At 51.9% G+C, this 25,759-nt stretch carries 23 protein-coding genes; 11 read left to right on the forward strand and 12 right to left on the reverse strand.

The features are described from left to right. Positions 1-2: 2 nt before the first annotated feature. The 6 genes from secG to tamL all read right to left on the reverse strand — a co-directional run bounded on the left by secG (position 3) and on the right by tamL (position 7,619). Positions 3-416 (reverse strand): preprotein translocase subunit SecG, encoded by a 414-nt coding sequence (secG, locus tag GK091_RS11565; protein WP_164037675.1) that lies wholly within the window; start codon positions 414-416, stop codon positions 3-5. 70 nt (positions 417-486) lie between these two features. Beyond that, positions 487-1,323 carry a hypothetical protein gene (locus GK091_RS11570; protein ID WP_164037678.1) on the reverse strand — a complete coding sequence of 279 codons (837 nt, stop codon included), beginning with the start codon at positions 1,321-1,323 and terminating at the stop codon, positions 487-489. Between the two features lie 105 nt (positions 1,324-1,428). Then, positions 1,429-2,001 (reverse strand): LPS assembly lipoprotein LptE, encoded by a 573-nt coding sequence (gene lptE, locus GK091_RS11575; RefSeq protein WP_246202209.1) that lies wholly within the window; start codon positions 1,999-2,001, stop codon positions 1,429-1,431. Next, the gene (locus GK091_RS11580; RefSeq protein ID WP_164037681.1) at positions 1,991-3,346 is read right to left on the reverse strand and encodes a sigma-54 interaction domain-containing protein; all 1,356 of its coding nucleotides are present in this window, start codon (positions 3,344-3,346) and stop codon (positions 1,991-1,993) included. The genes lptE and GK091_RS11580 overlap by 11 nt, the downstream gene beginning before the upstream one ends. 3 nt (positions 3,347-3,349) lie before the next feature. Further along, positions 3,350-4,810 carry a tRNA (N6-isopentenyl adenosine(37)-C2)-methylthiotransferase MiaB gene (gene miaB, locus GK091_RS11585; protein WP_164037685.1) on the reverse strand — a complete coding sequence of 487 codons (1,461 nt, stop codon included), beginning with the start codon at positions 4,808-4,810 and terminating at the stop codon, positions 3,350-3,352. Between the two features lie 166 nt (positions 4,811-4,976). Next, positions 4,977-7,619, reverse strand: coding sequence for a translocation and assembly module lipoprotein TamL (gene tamL, locus GK091_RS11590; RefSeq protein ID WP_317166295.1), 2,643 nt, complete (start codon positions 7,617-7,619; stop codon positions 4,977-4,979). On the opposite strand from tamL, the gene GK091_RS11595 reads away from it, so the two are divergent. Then, positions 7,618-8,370 carry a TrmH family RNA methyltransferase gene (locus tag GK091_RS11595; protein ID WP_164037690.1) on the forward strand — a complete coding sequence of 251 codons (753 nt, stop codon included), beginning with the start codon at positions 7,618-7,620 and terminating at the stop codon, positions 8,368-8,370. The genes tamL and GK091_RS11595 overlap by 2 nt on opposite strands. On the opposite strand, the gene GK091_RS11600 is transcribed toward GK091_RS11595, so the two are convergent. Further along, complete coding sequence (locus GK091_RS11600; RefSeq protein WP_164037693.1) at positions 8,363-9,154, reverse strand: queuosine precursor transporter; 792 nt, start codon at positions 9,152-9,154, stop codon at positions 8,363-8,365. The genes GK091_RS11595 and GK091_RS11600 overlap by 8 nt on opposite strands. A 49-nt stretch (positions 9,155-9,203) precedes the next feature. Beyond that, a complete protein-coding gene (locus GK091_RS11605) occupies positions 9,204-10,613 on the reverse strand; it encodes a hypothetical protein (RefSeq protein WP_164037698.1) in 1,410 nt (469 codons plus the stop codon). A 263-nt stretch (positions 10,614-10,876) separates the two neighbouring features. Here GK091_RS11605 and rbfA point away from each other — a divergent pair, with 263 nt between their 5' ends. Together rbfA and GK091_RS11615 are read left to right on the forward strand one after the other, a co-directional pair. Then, entirely contained in the window at positions 10,877-11,257 is a 381-nt protein-coding gene (gene rbfA / locus GK091_RS11610) for a 30S ribosome-binding factor RbfA (RefSeq protein ID WP_164037701.1), read from the forward strand. Positions 11,258-11,323: 66 nt separating this feature from the next. Continuing rightward, positions 11,324-12,538, forward strand: coding sequence for an ABC transporter permease (locus GK091_RS11615; protein ID WP_164037704.1), 1,215 nt, complete (start codon positions 11,324-11,326; stop codon positions 12,536-12,538). A gap of 108 nt (positions 12,539-12,646) precedes the next feature. Here GK091_RS11615 and GK091_RS11620 read toward each other — a convergent pair whose 3' ends face one another. From GK091_RS11620 to GK091_RS11635, 4 genes are all read right to left on the reverse strand, one after another. Then, positions 12,647-13,768, reverse strand: a complete 1,122-nt coding sequence (locus GK091_RS11620; protein ID WP_164037706.1) for a mevalonate kinase family protein — start codon at positions 13,766-13,768, stop codon at positions 12,647-12,649. Next, entirely contained in the window at positions 13,768-14,994 is a 1,227-nt protein-coding gene (locus GK091_RS11625) for a sugar MFS transporter (RefSeq protein ID WP_164037709.1), read from the reverse strand. Before GK091_RS11625 ends, GK091_RS11620 begins: the two co-directional genes overlap by 1 nt. Positions 14,995-15,095: 101 nt before the next feature. After that, positions 15,096-16,460 carry a Gfo/Idh/MocA family protein gene (locus GK091_RS11630; RefSeq protein WP_164037712.1) on the reverse strand — a complete coding sequence of 455 codons (1,365 nt, stop codon included), beginning with the start codon at positions 16,458-16,460 and terminating at the stop codon, positions 15,096-15,098. A 58-nt stretch (positions 16,461-16,518) separates the two neighbouring features. Then, positions 16,519-17,604: an MBL fold metallo-hydrolase gene (locus GK091_RS11635; protein ID WP_246202210.1), complete on the reverse strand. Its 1,086-nt coding sequence runs from the start codon at positions 17,602-17,604 to the stop codon at positions 16,519-16,521. Positions 17,605-17,888: 284 nt separating this feature from the next. Here GK091_RS11635 and GK091_RS11640 point away from each other — a divergent pair, with 284 nt between their 5' ends. The 8 genes from GK091_RS11640 (at position 17,889) to GK091_RS11675 (ending at position 25,756) form a co-directional block, all read left to right on the forward strand. Then, the gene (locus GK091_RS11640; RefSeq protein WP_164037719.1) at positions 17,889-18,320 is read left to right on the forward strand and encodes a 6-pyruvoyl trahydropterin synthase family protein; all 432 of its coding nucleotides are present in this window, start codon (positions 17,889-17,891) and stop codon (positions 18,318-18,320) included. After that, positions 18,283-19,047, forward strand: coding sequence for a GTP cyclohydrolase I FolE (gene folE, locus GK091_RS11645; RefSeq protein WP_164037721.1), 765 nt, complete (start codon positions 18,283-18,285; stop codon positions 19,045-19,047). The genes GK091_RS11640 and folE overlap by 38 nt, the downstream gene beginning before the upstream one ends. Before the next feature lie 126 nt (positions 19,048-19,173). Continuing rightward, positions 19,174-20,457: an McrC family protein gene (locus GK091_RS11650; protein ID WP_164037724.1), complete on the forward strand. Its 1,284-nt coding sequence runs from the start codon at positions 19,174-19,176 to the stop codon at positions 20,455-20,457. Positions 20,458-20,512: 55 nt separating this feature from the next. After that, positions 20,513-21,859, forward strand: a complete 1,347-nt coding sequence (locus GK091_RS11655; protein ID WP_164037727.1) for a GntT/GntP/DsdX family permease — start codon at positions 20,513-20,515, stop codon at positions 21,857-21,859. Positions 21,860-21,912: 53 nt separating this feature from the next. After that, entirely contained in the window at positions 21,913-22,578 is a 666-nt protein-coding gene (locus GK091_RS11660) for an SGNH/GDSL hydrolase family protein (RefSeq protein ID WP_164037731.1), read from the forward strand. A 62-nt stretch (positions 22,579-22,640) separates the two neighbouring features. Continuing rightward, positions 22,641-23,903 (forward strand): peptidase T, encoded by a 1,263-nt coding sequence (gene pepT, locus GK091_RS11665; protein ID WP_164037733.1) that lies wholly within the window; start codon positions 22,641-22,643, stop codon positions 23,901-23,903. Between the two features lie 84 nt (positions 23,904-23,987). Beyond that, positions 23,988-24,947, forward strand: coding sequence for an MBL fold metallo-hydrolase (locus GK091_RS11670; RefSeq protein WP_164037735.1), 960 nt, complete (start codon positions 23,988-23,990; stop codon positions 24,945-24,947). Between the two features lie 170 nt (positions 24,948-25,117). Continuing rightward, positions 25,118-25,756 (forward strand): ribonuclease H1 domain-containing protein, encoded by a 639-nt coding sequence (locus tag GK091_RS11675; RefSeq protein WP_164037739.1) that lies wholly within the window; start codon positions 25,118-25,120, stop codon positions 25,754-25,756. The last annotated feature ends 3 nt before the right edge of the window (positions 25,757-25,759 follow it).

Raw genomic sequence — 25,759 nt, forward strand, 5'->3', positions numbered from 1 at the left:
GTTTATTTCTGGGGCGTCAGCGCCGAAGTCGAAGCACCCGGTGTGGATGCACCTGGTGTTGCCGCACCTGGAACGGCCTGACTTGGTGCGGCAGCCGGGGTAGGAGCAGGTGTTGGAGCCGCTGCACCCGGTAGTGTTTGCGTCTGCGCGCGATCTACGTTGATGCTATTGATGCCAGACGCCTGATTGCGGTCAATCATGACGTAAGAGGCCAGTGAAAGGACCATTACGCCAATACCGAGACCCCAGGTAATTTGCTCCAGCAGATCGGTTGTTTTTTTAACACCCATAAGCTGATTGGACCCTAGTCCGCCAAACTCGCCGGCTAGTCCACCTCCCTTAGAGTTTTGAACGAGCACAATCAGAATCAGTAAGACAGTGAAGATGCAAATGATGACAATAGTTGCCGTTACCATGAATTTTAGTTGCCACCGGAACGCCGGTGCGTTTATTCGTAAAGAGTTGATTCAGTAAGCTAGAGTGGTTTCAAGAGTCGCTCGATTCGCTGGCCGCACTCGATAATTCACTGATTTTTGCCGCAAAGTACGATTTTTTCTCTGGATTTTTCACTATCAGCTTCTCGTAGATTTCGCGGGCCTTATCAAGTTTCCCCTGTTTGATGAGGATTTTGGCAAAACTTTCGGTCACCAGACTACCGCTGCTAACGGGTTTGTTGCGCTTCGTTAAGTCTTCCTGCTCGGGTTGTTCGGTTAATTTGGTGCGTATCTGTGAAATGCGCGGTTCTTTCTTGATAAAGTCTTCAATCAGATCAAACTGACGCTTCCGTTCGATATCGGCAGGAGAGAGGACAGGCTCCGGCGGAACGGTCTCGGCGATCTGGGTAAGTTCGTTCTGTAGCTTTTTTTCGGCCAGTGTCGGGTCTTCAGGGGTGGGTATGCTTTCGGTGGATTCCGGCTGTGCGGGCTCGGGTAAGCGTAGCAAAGGCATTTTTGGAAAACCGTTGCTCAGCCCGGCCTTCGATTTGAACAGAGCATAGCTTTCGTGCTGGTAATCGTCAGGGATGGGAACGTGTTTGGCCGACAACTCATTGAGTTTGGTCAACAGATTCTCCGACCACTGAAACTCGTTGTCGATCAGTTTGCGCAGCGAATTACGACTTAGGGCGTGGGCAGCCGCCTGTCTGATAAAAGGTACGGTCTGGCTTTTCAGGTGAACTGAAGCCGCTTTGGCCGTCAGTGTATGAAGGCCCTGACAGTATGGGTAGGTTTGCAGACTTTCCTGTAATTGTACGAAATCGGTCGCACTGAGATCATCGGGGTGGGTGACCCAATACGAAAAGGTTTCTTTGTCGAGTGCAAGCATGGATTTTTCAGTCGCGCATTACGGTTGGCCGAAGGTAATGAGAATTTTAGACTTGCCTGATTGATAACGTATCCGTCATTAAAAATTCAGAGCAAGTACGGCTATCTACCAATCGGCAGCCGTCTTGTTGAAAATGTCTAAAACGATCTGATCCAGGATTTTAGGCACCAGACGGCTTTCGTTTTGGCTGAGTGTCTGGTTCTGCGGAAAATCCTGATAAAAAGAGAATGACTGCTCGAAGTTTTTGCTCTCGTCTTTGTTATTATAAAAACGAGCTAGAACGGTGATCTGTAGCCGGTTAACGCCCGCCTGATCCTGTGCGGTTGGGGCCACCGCCAGTAGGTCGTAGCCGGTAATATTGCCTTCCAGTACCATATCGCCATTGTTAGGAACAACTTTTAGATTGGTATACCGCTGGTAATATTCCTTAAGTCGTTCATTAAACGTCAGCGGTAGATTGGCCGGTCCGCCAGCCGTTGCCAGGACGAAGTTATTGACCGTGACACTCTTGATATCGGGCGAAAGTGTTGTTCCGGTAAATGAATAGACGCCACAGGAAGCCGTGAGCAGTGAGCAACTAACCACCAGCAGGAAACCGAGCAGCTGCCTGACAGGTAGCTGGAATGGACCTGCCGTCGCCTGTTGGTGGATTGCTGTTGCTTGACGTTTATTCTTCATCAATTTCATACTGCTTAATTTTCCGGTATAACGTCCGTTCAGAGATACCAAGTGCCTGCGCTGCGTATTTACGTTTATTGTTGTTTCGCCGTAACGCTTTTAAAATCATTTCCTTCTCCTGCCGTTCGAGCGAGAGCGAATCATCTTCTTCCGTTTCGTGGGTTACATCCTCCACAGTCACATCGTTGATGTCATGCGCCACATCGTCGAAAATCTGCACGGGCGGATGGCTGTTATACGTCTCGGAGGGCGGTGGATTTTCTGGACGACCCGTACCGTTTGGTGCTGGCAGAAACCGGGTAATGTTGGTATCGACCGGCGGATGATCGCCGTCCGGTTGAATCGAGTCGAACAGATCTTTGTGATTGTTCAGAATCTGCCGGCCATCCTGTTCATCGCCCAACACATCGCGAACGAGCTTCTTAAGATCATTTACATCCCGGCGCATGTCGAACAGTACTTTGTACAGCAGTTCGCGCTCCGAAAAATTTTCCCCGTTCGTGCCACCATTCGTCTGTGGAAATAAGGCCAGACTCCGGTTGCTGGGCTGCTGTTGCGGTAGGTAGCGCGTCAGCGTTTCGGTCTCGATCGGCTTGTTCTGTTCTGATTCGAGAATGGATACCTGCTCGGCGATATTTTTCAACTGACGGATATTACCCGGAAACGGATAACTCATCAGCACTTGCTTGGCTCCCTCGGTTAGTTGGAGCGGTTTGATCCGGTAACGTTCCGAGAAATCAGTGGTAAACTTGCGAAACAGCAGTTCGATATCGGTGCCCCGTTCGCGCAGAGGTGGAACATAAATCGGCACGGTATTGAGCCGGTAGTACAGGTCTTCCCGGAAATTTCCTTTATCGACGGCATCCATCAAATTGACGTTGGTAGCGGCTACCACGCGCACATCGGTTTTCTGGGTCTTGGACGAACCGACCCGAATAAACTCCCCGTTTTCCAGTACCCGCAGCAAACGAGCCTGGGTGCCCAGGGGCATTTCCCCGATTTCGTCCAGAAAAATGGTGCCGCCATTCGTCGTCTCGAAGTAACCTTTCCGCGAATCGACAGCCCCCGTAAAAGAGCCCTTCTCGTGGCCAAACAGTTCGGAGTCGATGGTTCCTTCCGGAATGGCCCCGCAGTTGATGGCAATGAACTGGCCATGCTTGCGGGCGCTCAGGCTATGAATGATCTTGGAAAAGGATTCTTTACCACTACCACTCTCGCCCGTAATGAGCACGGTCAGGTCGGTAGCGGCAACCTGCATGGCTACGTTGATAGCGTAGTTGAGCGCAGGCGCATTCCCAATGATACCGAAGCGTTGTTTGACGCTTTGAATTTCTTGAATATCCATAAATTAAACGACCTCACCGCGTAGTGTTGCCGACGAACATTCGGTTATCAACACATTGACATACTGGCCTTTCTGAAGGTTTCCTTTGGGGAAAACGACTAGTTTGTTCTGGTCACTACGGCCAGACAGAAACTCATCCGAACGCTTGGAATTTCCTTCGATCAATACCCGTAGCACCTGTCCGATATGCCGCTGGTTACGCGCTGCCGAGTAGTACTGCTGTTTGGCGATGATCTCACTTAACCGACGCTTTTTAACCTCTTCGGGGATGTCGTCGGGGTATTTCTTGGCTGCTAGCGTGCCGGGCCGCTCCGAATAAGCGAACATGTAGGCGTAGTCGTACTGCACATAATCCATCAACGACAGCGATTCCTGATGCTCTTCTTCGGTCTCGGAACAGAAGCCCGAAATCATATCGGTAGAGATACCACAATCGTCGCCCAAAATCGCCCGGATACGGTCAATTCGATCGATATACCAAGGCCGGTCGTAGGTCCGGTTCATGATCTTCAGCACGCGGCTGTTACCACTTTGAGCCGGTAGGTGGATGTATTTGCAGATGTTGTCGTACTTCGCCATCGTGTGCAGCACATCGTCCGTAATGTCCTTGGGATGGGATGTCGAGAAGCGAATGCGCAGATCGGGATGTATGCGAGCAACGGTTTCGAGCAGATCCGCAAATGTTGTCGTGGAGAGTGCGGAGCCAGCCGTTGCGGCTTCCGTCTGGCTGGTCGTCAGTGACTCGTCACGCCATTTGTACGAATCGACGTTCTGCCCCAGCAGCGTCACTTCGCGGTAACCCCGGTCGAAAAGGTCCTGGGCTTCGCGGACGATGCTGTGCGGATCGCGACTGCGTTCCCGGCCCCGCGTGAAGGGGACCACGCAGAAGCTGCACATGTTGTCGCAGCCGCGCATGATCGACACGAATGCTGTAACCCCATTGGAATTCAGGCGAATCGGCGAAATATCGGCATACGTCTCTTCGCGGGAAAGAAAAACGTTGACGGCTTTCTGGCCCGATCCGGCTTCTTCAACCAACTTCGGAATATCGCGGTAGGCATCCGGACCCGCCACAATATCGATCACTTTTTCTTCTTCCAGTAGCTTGGTTTTCAGTCGTTCGGCCATGCAGCCGAGCATACCGACCAGCAGTTCTGGTTTCAGCCGTTTCAATCCGACCAGGTGTTTGAGCCGGTGACGGACCTTTTGCTCGGCGTTTTCCCGAATGGCACAGGTATTAAGAAAAATAAGATCAGCCTCTTCGGCCGTTGAGGTGGTTGCAAAACCGGCATTACGCATCACGGCGGCCACGATCTCACTATCCGCGAAATTCATCTGGCAACCGTAACTTTCGATATAGAGTTTCTTTTTGCCTACGGCCAGCTCATCCTCTGAAGTACGAGGCAGGTCAATGGCTTCCTTGTCGGCAGGCTGTAATATCGTCAATTCAGGAATAAGCGTCATAATCGTCAATAAGTCAGTGTGTTGGCAACCCTGCCAGCAGAAATACGGGAAACGTGTACTTCTTACCGCATCAACTAAGCCGTAAAATTACGAAGAAAGGATAAATGATGCTGTCATTTTGTCAGGATTCCGCCGTTAAAATCTGTTAAAGCGGGACGGGTGGTCATCAGAAAGGATAACCGATACCAAAATTGATGACCAGCGGATTGGGGCCACTCGACAGTTGTTTCAGCGAGAACTTGGGCAGAATGAATCGCTGATCCACAACTTTGCCATCAGTTTCGCTAAAAAATTGCCGGGCCGGGTCCCAGACCTTGATGCCACCGTCGAAGCGAATGACGAAGAATGAAAAATCGAACCGCAGCCCAACGCCCGTACCAACGGCAATTTGCGGAAAAAAGGTACTGAACTGAAAGTTTTCGCCCGTACGACGCGTGTCATCTTTAGTCGTCCAGACGTTTCCCGCGTCAATAAAAACGGCTCCGTTCACATCGGCGAAGAGATGGAAAAGCCGACCGCGCAGCTCGGCGGAACCTTCCAACAGGATGTTACCGGGCTGTTCAAAGAGATAAACGAACTGGCCTTCCTTCGTTATCGCTACCTGATTCGTTGTTCCGGAAAAAGGGAACGCCGATCCGGGACCTAACCGACGCGGTAACCAGGCTCGTACACTGTTGCTCCCGCCCGCGAAGAACAGTTTTTCGTACGGAACGCCATTGTCAGGGCCGTAACCGTAAGCCAGACCCGTATTGACGCGGAAAGCCAGTGTTGTACGCGTACGAATCGGGAGATAATGCCGGTAGTCGACGTTTAAGCGAACGTATTTGTAGTACTGTAAACCCGTACTGCCCATAGTGCCGTTCAGACTGAAAATCTTCCGCAATTGATCGTTGGAAAAGAAGTTCAGCGTGGTTCCACCTGATTCGACGACCGTACGCAGGAAATTAGCCCGTCGATTTTGCCCGACGGTATTTGTATTGTGGGTGTAGGCCAAACTGATTCCAGAGGCAAATGATCGTCTGAAACCAAGGTAGATTGTGTTTCCCTGCTCTGTCAGCGAATCAAGCTGCGAATAAAAGGCATTGCTAATCGTACTGTTCGTGCCATTACCCGCATTGATCAGGTTGATATCGGCAATTAGAAAACTGAACTGCTTTGTAGGGGAAATCTGCCAGTTGTAAGCGGTCGTAGCCCGAAGGGTTGAGCGTTGGTAGTCGGGGCGGATGGAGTTCGAATAGCCTAAACTGATTTGGGTTCGGGGATTATACTGGTTAAACCGAAACCGGAGTTTACCCGGAAAAAGAATTTGCGGAAAAATTAAGGACGTACTGATCCCTAACTCTTGCGATTTGTAAACACTACGAGGGGAATTTGGGTCGATGACAAAACCCGTCTGCGCTTCGATACCATAGCGTAGGCTGGTCTCAAACGTTTCCAACCCACCGAACAGGTTGCGCACCCGAAAGGTCAGGTTCCCAAATCCGCCGGGGTAGCCCTGCCCCTGATACAGAACCGTTACGCCACTCTCTGCCGTTGCTTCGTATTTGTCCAGCGGTGTGGCGGTGATGAGCGTCCGCAAGCGCCGATTCGTGGTGTCGGTGAAGTTCAGGTTAACGAATTTGAACTGGTTCAGCAAAAACAACGACCGTTGCGTTTCCCGATAATCCGTCTGGCTGTACAAGGCACCGGGACGCGTCCTGATCTTGTTATCCAGGATTCGGGACGAAATATTCCGGCCACCGAGCAGATAGGTAACGCCGTTCTGGCTAACCGTGTCGAGTGCCGTTTGCGCTATGGCTGGCTGGAGTTCATCGGGGCTGATGCGTACTTCCACATCGCCAATACGGTAAACCGGGTGTTCGGACTGGCCTGGTGGATTCAGAATCTTGAGATAAACGTCTATTTTTCTGCGCAAGGTGTCGGCAGTCGGCAGTCGCTCGACACCGCGACGCGTGGTGTCCAGATCGGTGACCGGAATATACTGGCGCGAAAATGTGTAGTAGCCCCGGTCACGTAACAGGGATTCGATGCGTATTTTTTCGCCCGAAATATTGTCAAGGTCGAAGCGGTCGCCCAGCTTAAGTTTTGAGACATTGAGCGAGCTGCGCACGATGGAATCGACGCGTGGATCGGCGATTTCGTACTTGATCGTACGCAGGTAAAAACCGGCATTTTCGGTAATCAGGTAGTTCACGCGGATCTGGCTCCGGCGAAGGGTATCAAGCCTGTAGGATGCCCGACCGTGAAAGAACCCTTTGTCCGACAGATACTTCTGCATCTTGGCGGCATTGGCCTGTGCGTCCCGTTCGGCAAAGTAGGCGGGCGGTTCGCCGAGGTTGCGCATCAGCCAGTTGCCTTCTTCGGCTTCCTGACGAAGGTTTTTTGCTTTGCGGCTAAATCGCCGGTTGAGTTTCTTTAAGGCGTTGGGTTGATTGGCCAGTTGCTGGCTTTGCTGCTCAAATTCGTTAGTTTTGGCTTCCAGCTCCCGCAATACAGCGTCGCGGTTGTACGTGCGTAGCCCCAATTGATAAAACCAGAGGGGTAGCGTAATGGGTAAGCCCAGAATTCGGCGGTTGGGTTTTTGGGGAATCAGGCTTTCGAACTGTTCGCGTGTAATGGCGTTGTTTCCCTTTACCGTCTGTGCCGTAAGCAGGTATTTATCACTTTGTAAGCGTTTGGAACTTAGGCAGCCCGACAAGGTAACCGACAGCATAAAGACGCTCAGTACGGATCGATAGGGGGTGAAATAAGATGCGTAGCGACGAAGCCTGTCACACTTCATACCGAATACATCATCTATTTTTTTCATGCTTTCCAAAAATCAAATCAAATACATTCAGTCGCTGCATCAGAAAAAGTACCGTCAGCAGTATGGCGCTTTTCTGGTCGAAGGGGCCAAGAGCGTTCAGGAAGTGCTACAATCTGATTTTCAGGTCGAACTGCTCGTGGCGACTGACGCATTCTACAAAGAAAACATTCGGCTGACAGACCGCCAACAAACGCCCGTCGAAATCGCTTCTGTGGCCGACCTGGGACGGGCCGGAACGCTGGAAAGCAACAACGCTGCGCTGGCTGTTGTGAGAACGAAAGAAAACCAGCCGCTATTGGCTGACCCGGACGAAATCGCCCTGATTTTAGACGATATCCGCGACCCCGGCAATCTGGGCACCATTCTCCGCATTGCCGACTGGTATGGCGTTCGCAAGATTCTGTGCTCCGAAACGACGGCTGATGTGTATAATCCCAAAGTGATTTCTGCCAGTAAGGGTTCCTTTACCCGCGTAAACTGGTGGTACGGCGACATTGCAAAGTTTTTGGGCGAATCGGCTGCTGGGCTATCCGTATACGGGGCCTTTCTGAACGGTACGGACGTGCATACGCTACCCTTCGGGAAAGCGGGCTATCTGGTCATGGGAAACGAATCGAACGGCATTGGCCCGGCGGTGGAACGGTTTGTCTCGCAGCGCGTAACGATCCCGAGTTACGGCGGTGCCGAGTCGTTGAATGTGGGGATTGCTACGGCTGTGTTGCTCGACAACTGGCGTAGGAACGTTACATAAACGAACTCATGGCCGATTCATTAGCCAGTTCTTCGGCGTGTTCCTTCCCGAGGTAGCGATCAATAAAGTAATGCGCTACGTAAAGCAAGGGCGTCAGCACAATGGCCGAAGTCGCTTTGTACATGTAGTTGATGATGCCCACGGCCAGCACCTGCGTCAACGACCAGTTTCCGAAAACGTAGAAGGCAATGCCCAACACAACGAAGGAGTCGATCAGCTGCGAGACGAGCGTTGAGCCGGTCGCCCGCAACCAGATCTTTTGACTGCCGGTGATCTTCCGCAGGGAGTGAAAGACGTAGACATCCAGAATCTGACCGACCAGAAAAGCGGTCAGCGAACCGATGATGATCCCCAGGCCCTGCCGGAAAATCATCTGGAAGGCATTGTTGATGTTGATCGCATTACCGGCTCCGTCTTTGGCATTCACATCGAGCCAGAATTGCGCCGGTGGCAGGGTTGTCACCGCGTAAATGATCAGAAAGCTGTACCCGACAAATCCAGCCGTCAGGAAGGAAATGCGCCGGACGCCCGCCTTACCAAAATACTCATTGATGATGTCGGACGTGATAAAGACAAACGGCCAGATAACGGCCCCTGCCGTCAGATTGAAATCCAGAATAAAGTCACCGAACAGGTGAATCTGGGCCGGTTTGGTGCCAAGGAGCGTCTCCACCGAAAAAATTTTAACCCCAATGATCTCGGCGATCAGCGCGTTCGTCAGGAAAACCGCACTCAGGAAAATGTACAGATTCGTACGTTTGTTGGTGAAGGATTGGGCGGGCATGGGGAGTACTTGTTAGGGTTAGATGGTGGGGACTACAAGCATTGGACCGTCACTTTCGTTTGTATACGCCCGCTGTCGCCGTTTTTTCATACCAGGTGCCCAGAGCCGGAGCGCGCTGGAATAGTTTATCGACCACGTTCTCCCGGTCAATGATGTAGTCGGGCGGGTCTTTGCGGAAGTGATCGAACACGTTGATGACGGATTCATAATTATCGAGATTCTTCAGGTCATACTTCGCCAAATCCCAATTGAGGTAGGGTGTTGCCGGGCGATTTTGCCGGTAGGCGCTCAAATCTTCACCGATAATCAGAATATGACGATCCCGAATAGCATCGGGAAGGGGAGACGCTCGTACCTGCAAACTGGTCAGTCGGCCCAGTTCCGCACCCGGAATCAGCCCCAGTAGCCCCTGATAGAATAACAGCAGGATCAGCCCGAACGCCACCGAAAACCCGAGTTCGGCCAGCCATGCTTTTCGCAGGTTTTCAAAATAATACAGCGTGAAATAGGCCATCGGGGGCACGAAGCTCAGAAATGACATGGGGGCCAGAAACGGCACAAGCGCAATGGTTAGAACCGCAATGACAAACCAGAGCATCATGATCTGCTGAACCCGCTGCTGAAAATTTACGTATCGGCTGGTACTTCGAAACAAGCTAAGGAAGCCCAGAACACCCAGCCCCAGCGGAATGAACAGCGAAGCAAAGAGCGACTGAAAGTCGGAAAGCGAATATTGCCGGACCCGGAATACGGACGACAAGAGATTGCGGTTAAAGTCGTCCAGGCTGTTGTTGAGGTAGTAAAACAGGACGGTAGCCGCGATCGGAAATAAAAACCCGAACAACGTCAGCGAATGCTGCCGAAAACTTGTTCCCGTGTAAAAAAGCAAGGACAACGTGGCCCAAATGACAAACAAGGCCGATGGCAGGTAAAACAGAGCCGCAATCCCGATGTAAAAACCAACCTCGAACACTTCATCGGTGGCACCCCGGCGCTCCATCTGCTTGATGAGCGTTCCGAACGCGAGCAGCAGAAAACTCGTTGACATCAGCACCGGCGAGAGCGTCAGACAATCGAAGGAGAGGTGCAGGAACAACATATAGATCAGCCCCGGCCAGAACGTTCGGTCGGAGTAGACATCGCGGTTATTGGTCAGGTAATTGAAATAGACGATCTGAAACACCGACACGACGGTGGCGGCTATGTGCAGCGATAGCGTAGAGCGACCGAACAGACTGTGCAAACCCCAGTAAACCACGGCGGACAGCGGACTGATGCTATCCCAGATGTCGCGGTAAAGCAGATTCCCCTCGCTGATCTGCTCGCCGATCAGCATCCAGTTCAGCTCGGGAATGAGCATCGGAAACGGATGCAGTAACAGCGGCAGACGAATCAACAGCAGCAGCCCAAGCAGGCTTACGTATTGATAGGGGTAATAAGAACGAAAAAAACGTAACAAAATAGTTGATTAGTCAGTAGGTTGCTGGGACAGTAGATCGGTACGTTCAGGAAAAAATCGGTGCTTTCTGACAGCATTCGAATCAAACTGTTCCTGCGAATTTACGGTCAATTTCGGCAGAACCGAAAAAGGTGTGGATATTTGCGGACAGGGAATTACCTGACGGACTCGTTTAGGTCAAGAATTCACAACCAACGAGACTTCGGGCGAATGGAAAACAAGTCAGGCAATCTTCCGTTCAACTAATACCCAGGGAAGAAATTATGGAATCGAAACGACAACAAAAAGTAGCCCGGCAGCTACAGCGGGATTTAAGCGAAATTTTTCAGCGTGATGTGCCGCATTTATTCAACGGGGCCTTTATTACGGTTACGAGCGTGCGTGTATCGCCCGATCTGAGTGTAGCTCGCGTATATCTGAGCTTTCTGGCCACTAAAAATCGACAACTGCTTCTGGAAAGCATTCTGGAGAAAGGAAAAGTGCTGCGGCAACACCTCGGCGACCGGGTCCGGCATCAGCTCCGTATCGTTCCTGAACTTCAGTTCTTTCTGGACGATACGGCCGATTACGCGGACAAAATGGACAAACTGTTCGCTGGTCTCGAGATTCCGCCCGCTCCGGCTGAGGACGACGACAACGAATGAGCGATGTGTAAACGAGTGAATTGGGAATGATCCCAATTCACCAATTCTCTCATTCACCCCTATTTCATGAACCTTTCTACCTGGATTGCCCGACGGTATTTTTTTTCGCGGAAGAAGCGCAGTTTCATCAGCTGGCTTTCGATTCTGTCTATGCTCGGCGTCGGCGTTGGCACGATGGCGCTGGTCGTTGTCTTATCTGTATTTAACGGCATGGACGAGCTGAATCGGAAGATTTTCAAGACCTTCGAAGCCGATATGACCGTTTCACCCAGGCAAGGGAAACGATTTGCTGCACCACCCGAATTACTGACGCGTCTGCGTCAAACGAAGGGGGTAAGCCTGCTGACGGCGGTGGCGCAGGACAACGCGCTGGCCCGTTACGCTAATGGGCAAACCGTTGTCCGGTTAAAAGGGGTCGACAACAATTATTTACAGCGGAAACAGCTTGATTCAGCCCTGCTCGAAGGCAAATTGAAACTAAGCGACCGGGGTGTCAATTACGCCATTGTGGCGGATGGGGTACGGAATGATCTGAGCATTTCGGCGGTCGACATACTCACGCCATTAGAGGTTCTGTATCCGCAAAGTGGACAAACCTTCAGTGTGCTCAACCCGGACGCGTTCAACCAGGAAAAACTGACCGTTTCGGGCGTATTTTTTATCGAGTCGAAGTACGATAATTTCGTGCTGGTGCCCGTCAATGTGGCCCGGACCTTGTTTGGCTACGCGCCTAACGAGGTGACCAGTCTTGAAATTCAGCTGGAGCCGGGTGTCAACGAAAACGCAGCGAAAGCGGCTTTACAGGACGTAGTCGGTGAGGAGTTACTTGTTCAGAGCCGCGACGACCTCAACATTGATCTCTACCGAACGATTCGCATCGAAAAACTATTAGTCGCCATTACGCTTGCTTTCATCATTTTGGTGGCGTCGATCAATATTTTCTTCACCCTGTCGATGCTGGTTATCGAGAAAAAGGAGGACATCAAAATTCTCTACGCGATGGGCGCGACAACGAGTTTGGTACGCCGGATTTTCCTGACGGAAGGAGCAATTATTGCGCTAACGGGCGCATTTACGGGCTTGCTCCTGGGTATCCTGATCTGTCTGGCTCAGGAACGTTATGGATTCATTGGGATGGGCACCGTCAGCTCCATAATCGATGCCTATCCGGTGCGTCTCGACATCAGCGATATTGCGTTGACCGGCGCGCTGGTTATTGTCGTCACGTTTTTAACGTCCTGGTTTCCCGCGCAGCGAGCCGCCAATATAACGAGTCGTTAATAAACGAAGAAGTGCGTTCGGGTTTAGATACGCCGTATCTAAACCCGAACGCACTTCTTGATAACGTAGCCCTAAGATAGTCGGTAGCTTGGGATAAGGTATTTTTCCTTACGACATAGCGAGCGTCGTTCCTTGGGCAACGGTAATGATGTACGCTTTGCCCCCTTCGCGCTCGATGGCTTCGGCAACGTTCTCCGGATTGTTGGGGGCGTAGGCAAACATGCATCCTCCTCCGCCTGAGCCATTGATTTTTCCCCCTAGCGCTCCCGCATTCAGGGCAGCGTCGAGCATTCGGTCAATCTTAGGCGTGCTGATGCGTTGGGCATCGCGTAAATTGTTCTGATGGTCGGTCAGGAGTTTACCGAAATGAGTGTGGTCAATTGAGCCTATAGCACTACCAGAAGTATCAAGTACCGTCAGTGCCTCGCGCAAAATATCCCGGTTGTCCAGATTACCTTTCAGCAGTATATACTCATCCTTAGTTAAAATATCTTTGAATTCAGTTGCTTCGTTGATCGAAGAATAGTGCAACGAAAAGGTAGGGTTAATGGTGTTAATCCTTGCCATACTATCGAGCATACCAAACTTAACCCGTTTGAGAATACCAATGGTATCTTTCGGTTCCTGCGAGTCGCCTAACACGAATGTGCCGAGACCGGGATGAAACTGGCGGAGTGCAATTGCCGGAGTCGATTCCAGATAAATTACGTCACCGACCGCTGTTGAGTAATGGTCCATCATGCCGCCCGGTTCGCCAAATTCGAGCACTTCGGCTATGTACGCCAATTCCGCGAGTTGGGCCTGTGATAGCAAACGCGGTTCATCGGCGAGTTGTGTGAGTACATGGAGCCACGTAACGAGTAAGGCTGACGAGCTCGACGTTCCTGAATTGATCGGTATGTTTCCATGAACGTCGCCTTCGATACCCGCTGAAAACTGAAAACCATTCCGGAGCAGCACGTTGACGGCGGAGCGGAAATAATCCCGACTGTCTGGATAGGAAAGTGGAAGACCGTCGAAGGGAATAGCGACGGTCTTTTTGATATCGGGCAGATCGAGCCGGAAGCCGGGTGTATCGACGCGTTTGGCCGTAACCCGAATGCGACGCGAGATAGCCGCGGCAATGACGGGTAAACCAAGGTAATCCTGGTGCTCGCCAAACAGACAAATTCGTCCGGGCGTTGACGCGGTTATTGAGGAGTTAGTAGACTGGGTATTAACGGTAGGCATTACCAGCTGGTCTTCTTGTAGCCTACAGTGGCATAATACAGAATGAAGCCGAACAGCGGTAACAACATTGCGTAGGCCATTTTGGGGCTGATCGCGTCTGTCAGATAGCCGTGCAGCAGTGGTAACAGCGCACCGCCCGAAATACCCATGATCAGCAAGGCCGACCCAATTTTCGTGAACCGGCCAAGCCCGTTAAGCGCCAGCGGCCATAGGGCTGGCCAGATGGGAGCCAGGCCAAAACCCAGCAACGCTACACAAAGCACCGACGTAAAGCCACTTGTTACCAGGGTTGCTACGGTCAGCACCAAGCCGTAGACCGCACCAAATCGCAGCGAGGTTTGCTGAGAGATAACCCGTGGAATCAGGACAATACCCAATACGTAACCCGCCAACAGCCCATATAATGTATAAGTCGTAAAGTACTTCGCTTCCTCATTATCAAAGCCGATTGCTTTACCGTAGTTAATGATCGTATCACCGGCAATAACTTCGGCACCAACGTAGCAAAATAGAGCGGCAACGCCCAGAACCAGATTTGGAAACTGCCCGACGCTGGTGCGGCTAGTCGCATTGGCAGGCGCATCATCCTGCTCTTCGGACACTTCGGGAAGGTTCGAAAAGCGAATCAGACCCGCCAGAACAACCAGAACACCGGTAAGGATCAAATAGGGCGAGACCACTTTCTCCAGCGACGCAGCCCCCGAAACGGCATTGCCACCCGCCAACAAAAGGCCCCCGAAGATAAACTGGCTAACGATACCCGCCAGTTTGTTGGCAATTCCCAGAAAGCTGATACGCTGAGCCGCACTTTCGCGGGGACCCAGAATCGTAGCGTAGGGATTAGATGCCGTCTGTAACACAGTCAGGCCGATGCCGATCAGGAAAAGACCGACCAGAAACAATGGGTAGGAAACGGCTTTCGCTGCCGGAACAAAAATCAGCGTTCCTACTGCCATCACCAGCAAACCAAGCGACATCCCATTCTTGAATCCCGTTTTCTTCAACACCGCCGACGATGGAATGGCCATGAGCGTGTAGGAAATGAAAAACGCGAATGCAACCAGATTCGAACCGACTGTACTGAGGTTGAACGCCTGTTTGAAAAAAGCGATCAGCACACTGTTGACCCAGGTTACGAAGCCAAAAATGAAAAATAAAGCCCCGATGATGAGCAAAGGGATGGTGTAATTGGGACGAACCTGCGAAGGTGTTGCGGTAGGTGTCATGGGCAGCAGTTAATGAAAAGCGCTAAAAGAGCGGTAGTTGCTATATTTTAAAATTTTTTACAAATTAAGAATAGAAATTGGTTTCTTACGCTGGAAGCTGTCTAAAATTCGTCGGTAAGGCCAAAAATAGGTTTGTTCGTCTTCCATTTGCCGCGCGTAAAATCAGGAATTTCAACGGGTTTGCTACCGCCGGCAATACTGGCTTCCGATAGCGGGCTGATTGCGCTCCAGACAGCGGCATCATAGACATCGATGGGTGGGGGTGTTTTGGTTTTGATCGACTCAATGAAGGCACGCATCACGAAAAAGTCGATGCCCCCATGACCGGCGTTCTCAGCCGTTTGGGCGTGGCGTTTCCAGAGCGGATGGTCGTATTTCTCCTGATAAGCGGCAAAAGGCTCCCAGGCGTGGGCCTTGGGACTTACGCCTTCGAGGTAGATCATGTCGTTATCATCCATCCAGATTCCCTGCGTACCCTGCGCCCGGAAGCCCAGCGAATAGGGACGCGGAGAGTTCGTATCGTGGATGATGACGATATTTTCGCCATTTGCGCACTGAAGCACCGTCGTAACGACATCACCGAGCTTGAAATTTACCTTCGCGTTGGGATGGTTGGGCCCACCTTTATCGACTACGTACTTATGCAGCCCCCGGCTTTTGGTGGCAGTTGCTGTCAAATGCGTGAATCGGTTCCCCCGGTTGATGTTTAACCAGTGGGCAACGGGACCAAGGCCATGCGTTGGGTAAATATCGCCGTTGCGATCAACGGAATGCTGCGTCCGCCAGTGCGCTTCCGAATAACCCTTTGCTCCGAACTCGGCACCAACGCCACTGATCGACTTACCGTCATTGAATTTGATGCCACGCAGGTCGTGCTGATAGCCGCAGTGCGCATAGGTCATTTCGCCAAATAGTCCCTGACGGATCATGTTCAGCACCGCCAGCACATCGCGCCGGTAGCAGACATTTTCCATGATCATGCAGGGCATTCCCGTTTTTTCGGACGTATCGACCAGATCCCACGACTCTTTGAGTTTAACCGTAGCCGACACTTCGACACCCGCGTATTTACCCGCCTTCATGGTAGCTACCGCCATTGGTACGTGCCATTCCCAAGGCGTAGATATCACAACTCCGTCGAGGTCATCGCGCTTGAGCATCTGCAAAAAGGCTTCGTCGCCTTTCGAATAGGCCTCGGGCAGCGGTTTCCCTTTTTTCCTGAACAGCTCATTGGTCCGGGCAATGCTGTCCGGATCAACGTCGCAGATGGCCGGAATGACGACATCGTCGCGGTAGAGCGCCTGCTCAACGTGGCTGCGGCCCCGCGCGCCAACGCCAATGAAGCCCAGCTTGACCGTAGGGGCAGCGGGTTTCGCACCGGTTAGTATCGAAGGAAAAATAGAGGCCGTCGCTCCGGTCAGAGCAGCCGTACGGATAAACTGGCGTCGGGTAGGCGTAAGAGTCATGCAGGAAAGCAATTGATTCGGGCAGGAAAGATAAGAATTCCTGTCCGAATCACGGCACTTAAAAATTCCACCACACAGCCCTTGGATACGATGAATTCAGTACGACCGGTTCGCCAATGCGGGGCGTCGTTACGTCCATACCCTGTTCCTGCGCTTTTTTGAGCAATCGCTGAATCGGTTCGTTCCAGGCATGATACGCCAAGGAAAATTTGGCCCAGTGCACGGGTAAAATTGTCTTGGCCCGCAAGTCTTGAGCCGCCGTTACTACCTCTTCGGGAAACATGTGGATGTTTGGCCAATCTTTCCCGTATTGACCACATTCCAGCACGGCCACGTCGAACGGACCGTAGGTTACGCCAATTTCTTGAAAGTGAGTGCCATAGCCCGAATCGCCACCCAGGTAGAGGGCGTAGCCATTCAGCTTAAGCACGAAAGCGGTCCAGAGCGTTTTGCCCCGCGTAAAACGCCGACCCGAAAAGTGCCGGGCCGGAACCGCCGTCAGGTTGATCGAATCCGATACCGCCTGTGTTTCATTCCAGTCGAACTCAACGATTTTATCGGCCGGAACGCCCCATCGTTCGAGGTGAGCGCCTACGCCAAGACCGGTATAGAACTTCTTGACCTTTGGGATTAGCTGGGTAATGGTCTTATAATCAAGGTGGTCGTAGTGGTCGTGCGAAATGACTAGCAGATCAATGGCGGGCATGTCATCGACGCTGTAGACATCGGAACCGGCAAACGATTTACCGAAAAACGAGACGGGTGATGCGTAGCCGCTAAAGACCGGATCAATCAGAACGGTGGTGCCCTTCGATTTGATCAGGTAGGATGAGTGCCCGAACCAGACAATGGCCGGTTTGTCATCGGGCAATGCTTTCAGATCCGTTTTAACGGAGGGCAGTGGACTGGGTGGCGTGTTGTGCGGATCTTTGTGAAAGTAATCGTTCAGCATGTTCACGTAGGACGCGTTTTCCCGCATCACGGCTGTCTTCTCCAGGTTCTGAAACAAGCCATCTTTGTAATTCTTTGAATGCCGGATGCGTTCCAATCGAGTGGCGGTCGGATCGCTGCCGAAGGGGCTTTGTTGCATGAACAGTAAGATGGCTCCGGCGGTGATGGCGACAATAAGTAGGAGTGTGAGCATGGTGGTTCGTAATCGTTTCATGGCCTTTGAACGGATGACCACACAGCCAGGTTCCGTGCAAGGACGAGCGGAACATTCCCGTGTTGACAGGTGTTACTGAATCGTAGCTGCGTTTTCTTGTTTAGGTTTTCATCAGAAACATTGAACAAACAAAAAGAACGCGCTGTTACGCAACCGTATTGCACACCGAGGAGCGTACTGGCTACACGCTCCGCCGTCTGCCTGTGTTGTACACAAACTTTGTAACGACAGGTTGATCGAATCCTGGTTTCGATTCTTTTTTTATGAATACACAACGGGCCACTGCCCCGCGGGTTGCCGTGTTTCGCAAGGAACACTTCAACGCGGCACACCGTCTCAACAATCCCAACTGGTCGGACGAGAAAAATACCCGCGTTTACGGCAAATGCAACAACCCTAATTTTCACGGCCACAATTACGACCTTATTGTGCAGGTTACGGGTCCGATCGATCCTGAAACGGGGTATGTTATTGATATGAAGCAGTTGGGCGATCTCATTAAAGAGCACGTTACCGATCGCTTCGACCACAAAAATCTTAACCTCGACACTGAAGAGTTTGCGGATTTGAACCCTTCGGCCGAAAACATTGCCATCGTTATCTATACCATTTTACGAAATCAGCTAAGCGAGGGCTTAGAGCTTAAAATCAGATTGTATGAAACTGAACGGAACTTCGTCGAATACCCCGCTTGATGGCAACCTCCAGAACGGCTTACCCGTCAATGGTAAAGCTTCTTATGGCGTTACGGCGGACAGCGAGGAGTTAATCGATGAACTGGGTGATGCACATGGTTCATCGTCGATTGATACGCCCATGCGTCCCGGTGCGTTTGATCTGGACGATGAGCTGAAGGTCGATTTGATCGAAGAGCATTTCCGGGAAATAATGAATATCCTGGGCCTCGACCTGACGGACGATAGTCTGAAAGGGTCCCCCCGGCGCGTGGCTAAAATGTACGTGAACGAAATTTTTCGGGGACTAAATCCGGAAAATAAACCGACACCGACCCTGTTCGATAATAAATTCCGCTACAACGAAATGCTCGTTGAAAAGGATATTCTCGTGCAGACGTATTGCGAACACCATTTTGTGCCGATCATTGGGAAGGCCCATGTTGCGTATATCTCCAGCGGCAAAGTGATCGGCCTGTCGAAGCTGAACCGATTTGTGGAGTATTTCAGCAAACGGCCCCAGGTTCAGGAACGATTGACGGTACAGATTGCCGAAGAACTGAAAAAAGTACTCGAAACCGAAGATGTAGCGGTTGTGATTGATGCGAAGCACCTGTGCGTATCGACGCGGGGAGTACACGACGTCAACTCATCGACTATTACGGCATCATACAGCGGTAAATTTGCCGAAGAAGCCACCCGGCAAGAGTTTTTACGCTATATCGCTCAGACTAGTGCGACGCTATAAGTACTAAGCAGTGAATAGTAGTATCTACGGAGCCAGTCCAGGCACAGAGAATGATCTTTGTGTCTGGACTGGCTCTGTCGCTATTTGGTCAATTCGTATCTTGCTTTGACAAAACCTGCTGTGTAGATGCCCGCGTTGATTTCTGTCGCCGAAAAAGGATTGATTGGTAAGGTCATTGAGCCTGATGGACAGTCCGTTGTGCGCGTGGACGCTACCGTGACTGATTCGGTCTTTGACGCCCTGCGGCAGTTGGCGTTTGATGCGGAGGGCGTGGAGGGCTTACTGACTTTTTTCGTGCAAAAAGGGCGCGAGTACATCCGGGTGCGCAACTACGTTGGTTTACTGACGCTGCCCGACGGAACCCAACTGGAGATTCTTCCCAAAATAGGCCCCGCGTCAACGAGCCGGTCGCTGCTATTGACCATGCTCCGGTACCTGGATCATGGCCCTTTTCGCACCCGTTCGTCGGCCAGCACAATGGCAACGCAGCTGCCCTTGTGGGAAGTATTTGTGACGGCCTTTCTCGATGCGCTGGAACCGTTGGTGTTGCAGGGTGTGCAGCGGTCGTACGTAACGGTAGAAGGCAACGAGCGATTCTGGAAAGGAAAGTTTCAGGCTATCCGCCACCAGCGCGAAAACGCGCAACGCGCCGAGCGGCTGGCCGTCGCTTATGACCGGCTGACGGCAGATGTTCCGCCCAATCGTATTCTGAAAACTACGCTTTTTTACCTGCGGCAGCGGAACCACAGTCCGGCTGTTCAGCAGCGTATCCGTCAGCTTGACTGGGCGCTGGACGATATTCCGGTCAGTGAATCGATACCGCATGATCTGAAACGTGTCAAACTGGCGAACCGTATGTTTGCCCGTTATGAATCGGCCCTGCGCTGGGCCGAAGCCTTGTTGGGCAACAGAGCGTATGGCGTTAAAGTAGGTCAAACCGCTGATTTGTCGTTATTATTCCCGATGGAGCGCGTTTTCGAAGATTACGTGTCGCACGGTATCCGTCGGTACTGGCCTAATGCCGACGCCGTGACGGTACAGGAATCGACCGCGTATTTGGTCGATGAACACATTGGGACGCCTAAATTTAAACTCCGTCCCGATATTCTGATCCGGCATAACGACCGAACATTTGTCTTGGATATGAAGTGGAAAGAGCTGGTTGGCCGCGACCAGTCCCGCAACTACGGAATCGAGCAGGCCGATCTGTATCAGCTCTATGCGTACGGCAAAAAATACGGGGCCAGTGATCTTTTTCTCATTTACCCGACAAACGAAACGTTTCGTGCCCCCCTGCCCGTATTTGGTTACGATCCCCAGACCCGCCTGCACGTTGTGCCCTTCGAGATTATGAACCCGTTAGCCAATGAAGTAGAAAAATTAGCGAATTACGCTTTGTCGTTCCAATGATGTGCTTTCTTTGCGTGTCGAAATACCTCGCTAAACCTGAACACCGTAACGTCTCATGCCCCTTCTTCTGACGCTGATTGGAATTCTAACGCTTGTTTTACTGGTTGCCTTTGTTCGTCTCGATACCTTCATTTCCTTTGTTCTGGTTTCGCTGGGTATCGGACTGGCATCGGGCATGTCGGTGCAGGAGGTTGGTAAATCCATTCAGACCGGGATCGGTGGAACCCTGGGCGATCTGGTGTTGATTATCGGGTTCGGGGCCATGCTGGGTCGGATCGTAGCCGAGAGTGGGGCCGCCCGGCGGATCACCGACGTATTGATCCAGCTATTTGGTATTAAGCATATTCGGTGGGGACTGGCGCTGGCTGGTTTTGTCGTTGGGATTCCCCTCTTCTACAATGCCGGTTTCATCATCGTTGTTCCCCTGATTTTCACCATTGCTGCTTCGTCGCGGTTGCCCTTGCTGTCGGTTGCCGTACCGATGTTGTCCGCCTTATCGGTGGCGCATGGCTATCTGCCCCCGCATCCGTCCCCGTCGGCGGTAGCGGCTCAACTCAATGCCAATATCGGCCAAACGCTGCTCTACGGGCTAATCGTGGCCATCCCCGCCATCGTCATTGCCGGGCCGATTTTTGGTAAAACGCTAGTTAATCTGAAGGTGACGCCGGACAAAGACCTGTTCGATACCGGCGACGTACCGACCGCCAAGCCATCCTTTACCGAGGCATCCGGACAACGTTTACCGGGAACGGGCATCAGCTTTTTTGTTGCCCTCTTGCCAGTCTTGCTCCTGACGACATTCGGTCCGCTGAAAGGTGCGTTGCCCGACACATCGCCCCTGAAAACCATCGTTACGCTACTGGCCGAACCCTATATCGGCATGTTGCTGTCGGTACTGACCGCCATGTATGCCTTGGGTATCCGGCGCGGCCAGTCGATGAAAGCCATCACGAAAGACATGGAGGAAGCCGTAAAAGCGATTGCGCCCATTCTCCTCGTCATCGCCGGAGCGGGCGCGTTAAAGCAGATCTTCACGGATAGCGGCACGAGCAAATACATTGGCAGCTTGCTGGCCGATGCGTCAATTCCACCGCTGGTACTGGCCTGGGGCATTGCTGCTTTTATCCGCGTCTGCGTTGGATCGGCAACGGTGGCTGGCCTGACAACATCGGGCATCATTGCGCCACTGATTCAGAGTCAGACAATTAAGCCTGAATTGATGGTACTAGCCATTGGTTCCGGCAGCCTGATGTTTTCGCACATCAACGACGGCGGTTTCTGGCTCTTCAAGGAATACTTTAACCTGACCATTATGCAAACCATCCGAACCTGGTCGGTGATGGAAACGATTGTGTCCATTGTGGGCTTGCTGGGCGTGCTGGCGTTGAATCTGGTGGTTTAATACAAACCCCAAAGCAGAGATAACTCATTGACTATTTTTCATTAGTTTATTCCATGACTACTTTATCACGCGTTATCGGTTTTTGTTTTGTTGTTGTCCTGCTGGCTATGAGCGCGGCCAAGCCAACGAAGGTCGTATTCTTTGGGGATTCGATCACGCAGGCGGGTATCAAACCCGGTGGTTATATTGATAAGCTCAAGTCGATGCTCCCCACTGACCAGTACGAACTGATTGGGGCCGGTATTGGCGGTAATAAAATCTACGACCTGTTTTTGCGGATGGACGAGGACGTACTGGCCCAGAAACCTGACGTAGTTGTAGTTTGGGTAGGGGTTAATGACGTGTGGCACAAATCTTCGTTAGGCACTGGCACGGATCCGGATAAATTCGTGAAATTCTACGAAGCTGTCGTTAAGAAGTTACAGGCGGCCAACGCTAAAGTCGTTTTGTGTACACCAGCGGCCATTGGTGAAAAGACGGATATGACCAACCAGCAGGATGGCGATCTGAATCAGTACAGCCAGTTTATCCGTGATCTGGCCAAACGCAACAACCTGCCACTGGTCGATTTGCGGAAAGCCTTTCTGGACTACAATCTTAAACATAACGCCGAAAACAAAGACAAAGGCGTGTTGACCACGGATCGCGTTCACCTCAACGACGCTGGTAATCAGTTTGTCGCTGAACAGATGCAAAAGGTACTCGCCAGCATGAAATAAGCAGCGGGGAACAACTTTGTTCGTGTCGTAGTTGAACCGTAATCTGCCAGGTAATTTATAGTATGCCAACGACCTCTTTTGCCGATTACAGCTACAGCGCCATCGACCGCTTTTTGCGGTATGTTCAGATCGATACTCAATCCGATCCGCAGTCGTCGACCAATCCTAGTACCGAAAAACAGAAAAACCTAAGCCGCCTGCTCGTGCAGGAACTGCGCGCGATGGGCCTAGCCGACGTTGAGCTCGACGAGTGGGGCTACGTGTACGCTACCATTCCGGCCAACACCGACAAAACGACGGTTCCGACTATCTGTTTCTGCTCGCACGTCGATACGTCGCCCGATGTGACGGGGGCGGGGGTAAAGCCAATCATTCATTACAACTGGAACGGTTCTGATATCCGTTTGCCGGACGATGTTACGCAGGTCATCCGGGTAGGGGATCATCCCGATCTCCGGCAACAGATCGGTAATGACATTATTACGGGTAGCGGAACTACGTTGCTCGGTGCTGATAACAAGGCTGGAGTTGCCGAAATTATGGATGCGGCCAACTACCTGCTCACCCATCCTGATGTCAAACACGGTCGTATCCGGCTGCTGTTCACCCCCGACGAAGAAGTTGGCCGGGGCACCGAAAAGGTCGATATTCAGAAACTCGGTGCCGATTTTGGCTATACCATTGACGGCGAAGCACTCGGTACGCTGGAAGATGAAACGTTTTCGGCCGATTCGGTCAGGATCACGATTCAGGGGGTAAGTACGCACCCTGGTTTTGCGAAAGGAAAGCTTGAAAATGCGCTGAAAATAGCGGCTGAGCTGCTGACGGCGCTACCCAAAGAACACCTGTCGCCCGAAACGACCGAAGGCAAGGAAGGCTTCGTCCATCCAACGCATTTAGACGGTAATCAGGATCAGGCCGTACTGGAATTTATTATCCGCGATTTTAACGAGGTTGGTTTGCAGGAGAAAGAAACGTATCTGCAAAACAAACTCAACGATATTCTGGCCCATTACCCCGGTTCGTCCGCGCAGATGGTGGTGAAGGAACAGTACCGCAACATGAAAGAAGTGCTCGATCAGCACCCCGCCGTCGTCGACAATGCGCTGGAGGCCATTCGACGGTCGGGTCTGTCGGCTGAACGGCGCAGTATTCGCGGGGGGACTGATGGCTCGCGTCTGTCTTTTATGGGCTTACCCTGCCCGAATATCTTTGCCGGTGAACACGCGTTTCACTCCCGGCTGGAGTGGGTGTCGGTGCAGGATATGCAGAAAGCCGTTGAGGTTATTGTGAATGTAGCACAGGTTTGGGAGGAGCGAAGCTAGGCTGCCCATTGGCTTACTACGCTGAACAATCGATCTGATGAGTAGGTTGAATCGGAAAGTAAAACTCAACTAAACTCAACGCAGATGGAAAATCAGGCCGAACTCGATGCCCCGGTAGAAGCTGGGACGCATTCCCCCTACGACGTTACTGCTGATGTCGCGGGTCTCAAAACCTTATTTGTCAACGTATTTTTTATCGGTGAACCTGGAGTCGGCAACCCGTGGGTTCTGGTCGATGCGGGTCTGCCGGGTTACGCGGGTCAGATCAAAAAGAAGGCAGAAGAGCTGTTTGGGCCTGGTGCTAAGCCAGACGCTATCGTCTTGACGCACGGCCATACGGATCACGTCGGTTCGCTGGAAACGCTACTCAAGGATTGGGACGTACCCGTTTATGCGCACCCGTTAGAGTTACCCTACCTGCAAGGAAAATCGAGCTACCCACCACCGGACCCGGCAATCGGTGGCGGAGCTATGTCGTACATATCCTGGATCTTCCCCATCGGTCCATCCGATTTTGGTGATAAAGTCAGACCGCTTCCGGAGAATGGTATGATCCCAGAGTTACCAGGTTGGCACGCCATTCACACGCCAGGACACGCGCCGGGCCATATTTCGCTCTTCCGCGATAAAGACCGTACGCTGCTCGCTGGCGACGCCTTCGTTACCACGGATCAAAATTCTGGTATTGCGGTGGCAACCCAGCGCGAAGAGTTTCACGGGCCACCAGCTTACTTTACCTGTGATTGGGAAGCCGCCCGGAAGTCAGTACAAAAACTAAATGGATTAAATCCGAATGCAGCCGGAACGGGACATGGCGTATCGGTACACGGGCTGGATCTTAAATTGGGCTTGAACCGGTTAGCGCATAATTTCGATGACCTGTCGATTCCGTCGGAGGGGCGCTACGTCAAACAGGCCGCCGTAACCGACGAGAATGGTGTGGTGAATATGCCTACTCCAACATCCTTCCACGTAGCCCGCGTGATGGGCATTAGTGCCGTGGCTGGTTTGCTACTCTATCTATTCTGGCCTAACAAGGACTAGAATAAATTTATAGTCTTAGTTTTGAAAACCGTTCACGCCAATTTTCGCCTGTAAAACCGATCCGGTTTTCGGCGGCAGTTGGCGTGAACGGTTTTTGACGGAAGTTCATCGCTGCTAGAGTAGATCAATAAGCAGGCTAGTGATTACTTTTGCGGAAAAGCTAGTAATCTATGGCTCAGAAAAAGCCAAAATTTTATGTGGTCTGGCGTGGTCGCGAAACCGGCGTATTCGACTCGTGGGCCGACTGTCAGAAACAAACGGCCGGTTTTGACGGAGCGCTATTTAAAGCCTTTGACAGTAAGCCCGCTGCCGTAAAAGCTTATAAAGACAAGCCCCACGCGCACATCGGCCAGGGCAAAAAGCCAGTCTCGTCAGCGCTGAAAGTGCCCGGTCTGGTTGGTTCACCCGTGCAGGATAGTCTGGTCGTGGATGCCGCCTGGAACACCGCTACCGGCGATATGGAGTACCAGGGAATCTACCTGGCGACCAGGCAAAAGCTGTTTCTAAAGGGTCCTTACCGGGACGGAACCAACAACATTGGCGAATTTCTGGCCATTGTTCATGCCCTGGCGCTGCTTCATCAAAAGGGGAGTAACATTCCGATTTATTCCGATTCAAGAACCGCGATCAGCTGGGTCAAAAAGAAAAAAGCCAACACGAAGCTCGAAGAAACGGCCCATAACGCTGAATTGTTCGAACTGCTCGACCGGGCCGAAACTTGGCTTACATCACACGTATACGCTAACCCGATTCTGAAGTGGGAAACGACGGTCTGGGGTGAAAATCCTGCTGACTTTGGTCGAAAGTAAACC

The organism is Spirosoma agri (assembly GCF_010747415.1).
In the GTDB taxonomy this organism is placed as follows: Bacteria; Bacteroidota; Bacteroidia; order Cytophagales; family Spirosomataceae; genus Spirosoma; species Spirosoma agri.

What these genes read in the sequence shown, in the direction of transcription:
- GK091_RS11570 (WP_164037678.1), bottom strand. Translation starts at nt 1,323, where the DNA reads ATGCTTGCACTCGACAAAGAAACCTTTTCGTATTGGGTCACCCACCCC.
- miaB (WP_164037685.1), bottom strand. Translation starts at nt 4,810, where the DNA reads ATGACGCTTATTCCTGAATTGACGATATTACAGCCTGCCGACAAGGAA.
- tamL (WP_317166295.1), bottom strand. Translation starts at nt 7,619, where the DNA reads ATGAAAAAAATAGATGATGTATTCGGTATGAAGTGTGACAGGCTTCGT.
- GK091_RS11620 (WP_164037706.1), bottom strand. Translation starts at nt 13,768, where the DNA reads ATGCCTACCGTTAATACCCAGTCTACTAACTCCTCAATAACCGCGTCA.
- GK091_RS11615 (WP_164037704.1), top strand. Translation starts at nt 11,324, where the DNA reads ATGAACCTTTCTACCTGGATTGCCCGACGGTATTTTTTTTCGCGGAAG.
- GK091_RS11670 (WP_164037735.1), top strand. Translation starts at nt 23,988, where the DNA reads ATGGAAAATCAGGCCGAACTCGATGCCCCGGTAGAAGCTGGGACGCAT.
- GK091_RS11640 (WP_164037719.1), top strand. Translation starts at nt 17,889, where the DNA reads ATGAATACACAACGGGCCACTGCCCCGCGGGTTGCCGTGTTTCGCAAG.
- GK091_RS11625 (WP_164037709.1), bottom strand. Translation starts at nt 14,994, where the DNA reads ATGACACCTACCGCAACACCTTCGCAGGTTCGTCCCAATTACACCATC.
- GK091_RS11630 (WP_164037712.1), bottom strand. Translation starts at nt 16,460, where the DNA reads ATGACTCTTACGCCTACCCGACGCCAGTTTATCCGTACGGCTGCTCTG.
- GK091_RS11600 (WP_164037693.1), bottom strand. Translation starts at nt 9,154, where the DNA reads ATGCCCGCCCAATCCTTCACCAACAAACGTACGAATCTGTACATTTTC.
- GK091_RS11675 (WP_164037739.1), top strand. Translation starts at nt 25,118, where the DNA reads ATGGCTCAGAAAAAGCCAAAATTTTATGTGGTCTGGCGTGGTCGCGAA.
- GK091_RS11650 (WP_164037724.1), top strand. Translation starts at nt 19,174, where the DNA reads ATGCCCGCGTTGATTTCTGTCGCCGAAAAAGGATTGATTGGTAAGGTC.
- GK091_RS11660 (WP_164037731.1), top strand. Translation starts at nt 21,913, where the DNA reads ATGACTACTTTATCACGCGTTATCGGTTTTTGTTTTGTTGTTGTCCTG.
- rbfA (WP_164037701.1), top strand. Translation starts at nt 10,877, where the DNA reads ATGGAATCGAAACGACAACAAAAAGTAGCCCGGCAGCTACAGCGGGAT.
- GK091_RS11635 (WP_246202210.1), bottom strand. Translation starts at nt 17,604, where the DNA reads ATGCTCACACTCCTACTTATTGTCGCCATCACCGCCGGAGCCATCTTA.
- lptE (WP_246202209.1), bottom strand. Translation starts at nt 2,001, where the DNA reads ATGAAGAATAAACGTCAAGCAACAGCAATCCACCAACAGGCGACGGCA.
- pepT (WP_164037733.1), top strand. Translation starts at nt 22,641, where the DNA reads ATGCCAACGACCTCTTTTGCCGATTACAGCTACAGCGCCATCGACCGC.
- GK091_RS11655 (WP_164037727.1), top strand. Translation starts at nt 20,513, where the DNA reads ATGCCCCTTCTTCTGACGCTGATTGGAATTCTAACGCTTGTTTTACTG.
- GK091_RS11580 (WP_164037681.1), bottom strand. Translation starts at nt 3,346, where the DNA reads ATGGATATTCAAGAAATTCAAAGCGTCAAACAACGCTTCGGTATCATT.
- folE (WP_164037721.1), top strand. Translation starts at nt 18,283, where the DNA reads ATGAAACTGAACGGAACTTCGTCGAATACCCCGCTTGATGGCAACCTC.
- GK091_RS11595 (WP_164037690.1), top strand. Translation starts at nt 7,618, where the DNA reads ATGCTTTCCAAAAATCAAATCAAATACATTCAGTCGCTGCATCAGAAA.
- secG (WP_164037675.1), bottom strand. Translation starts at nt 416, where the DNA reads ATGGTAACGGCAACTATTGTCATCATTTGCATCTTCACTGTCTTACTG.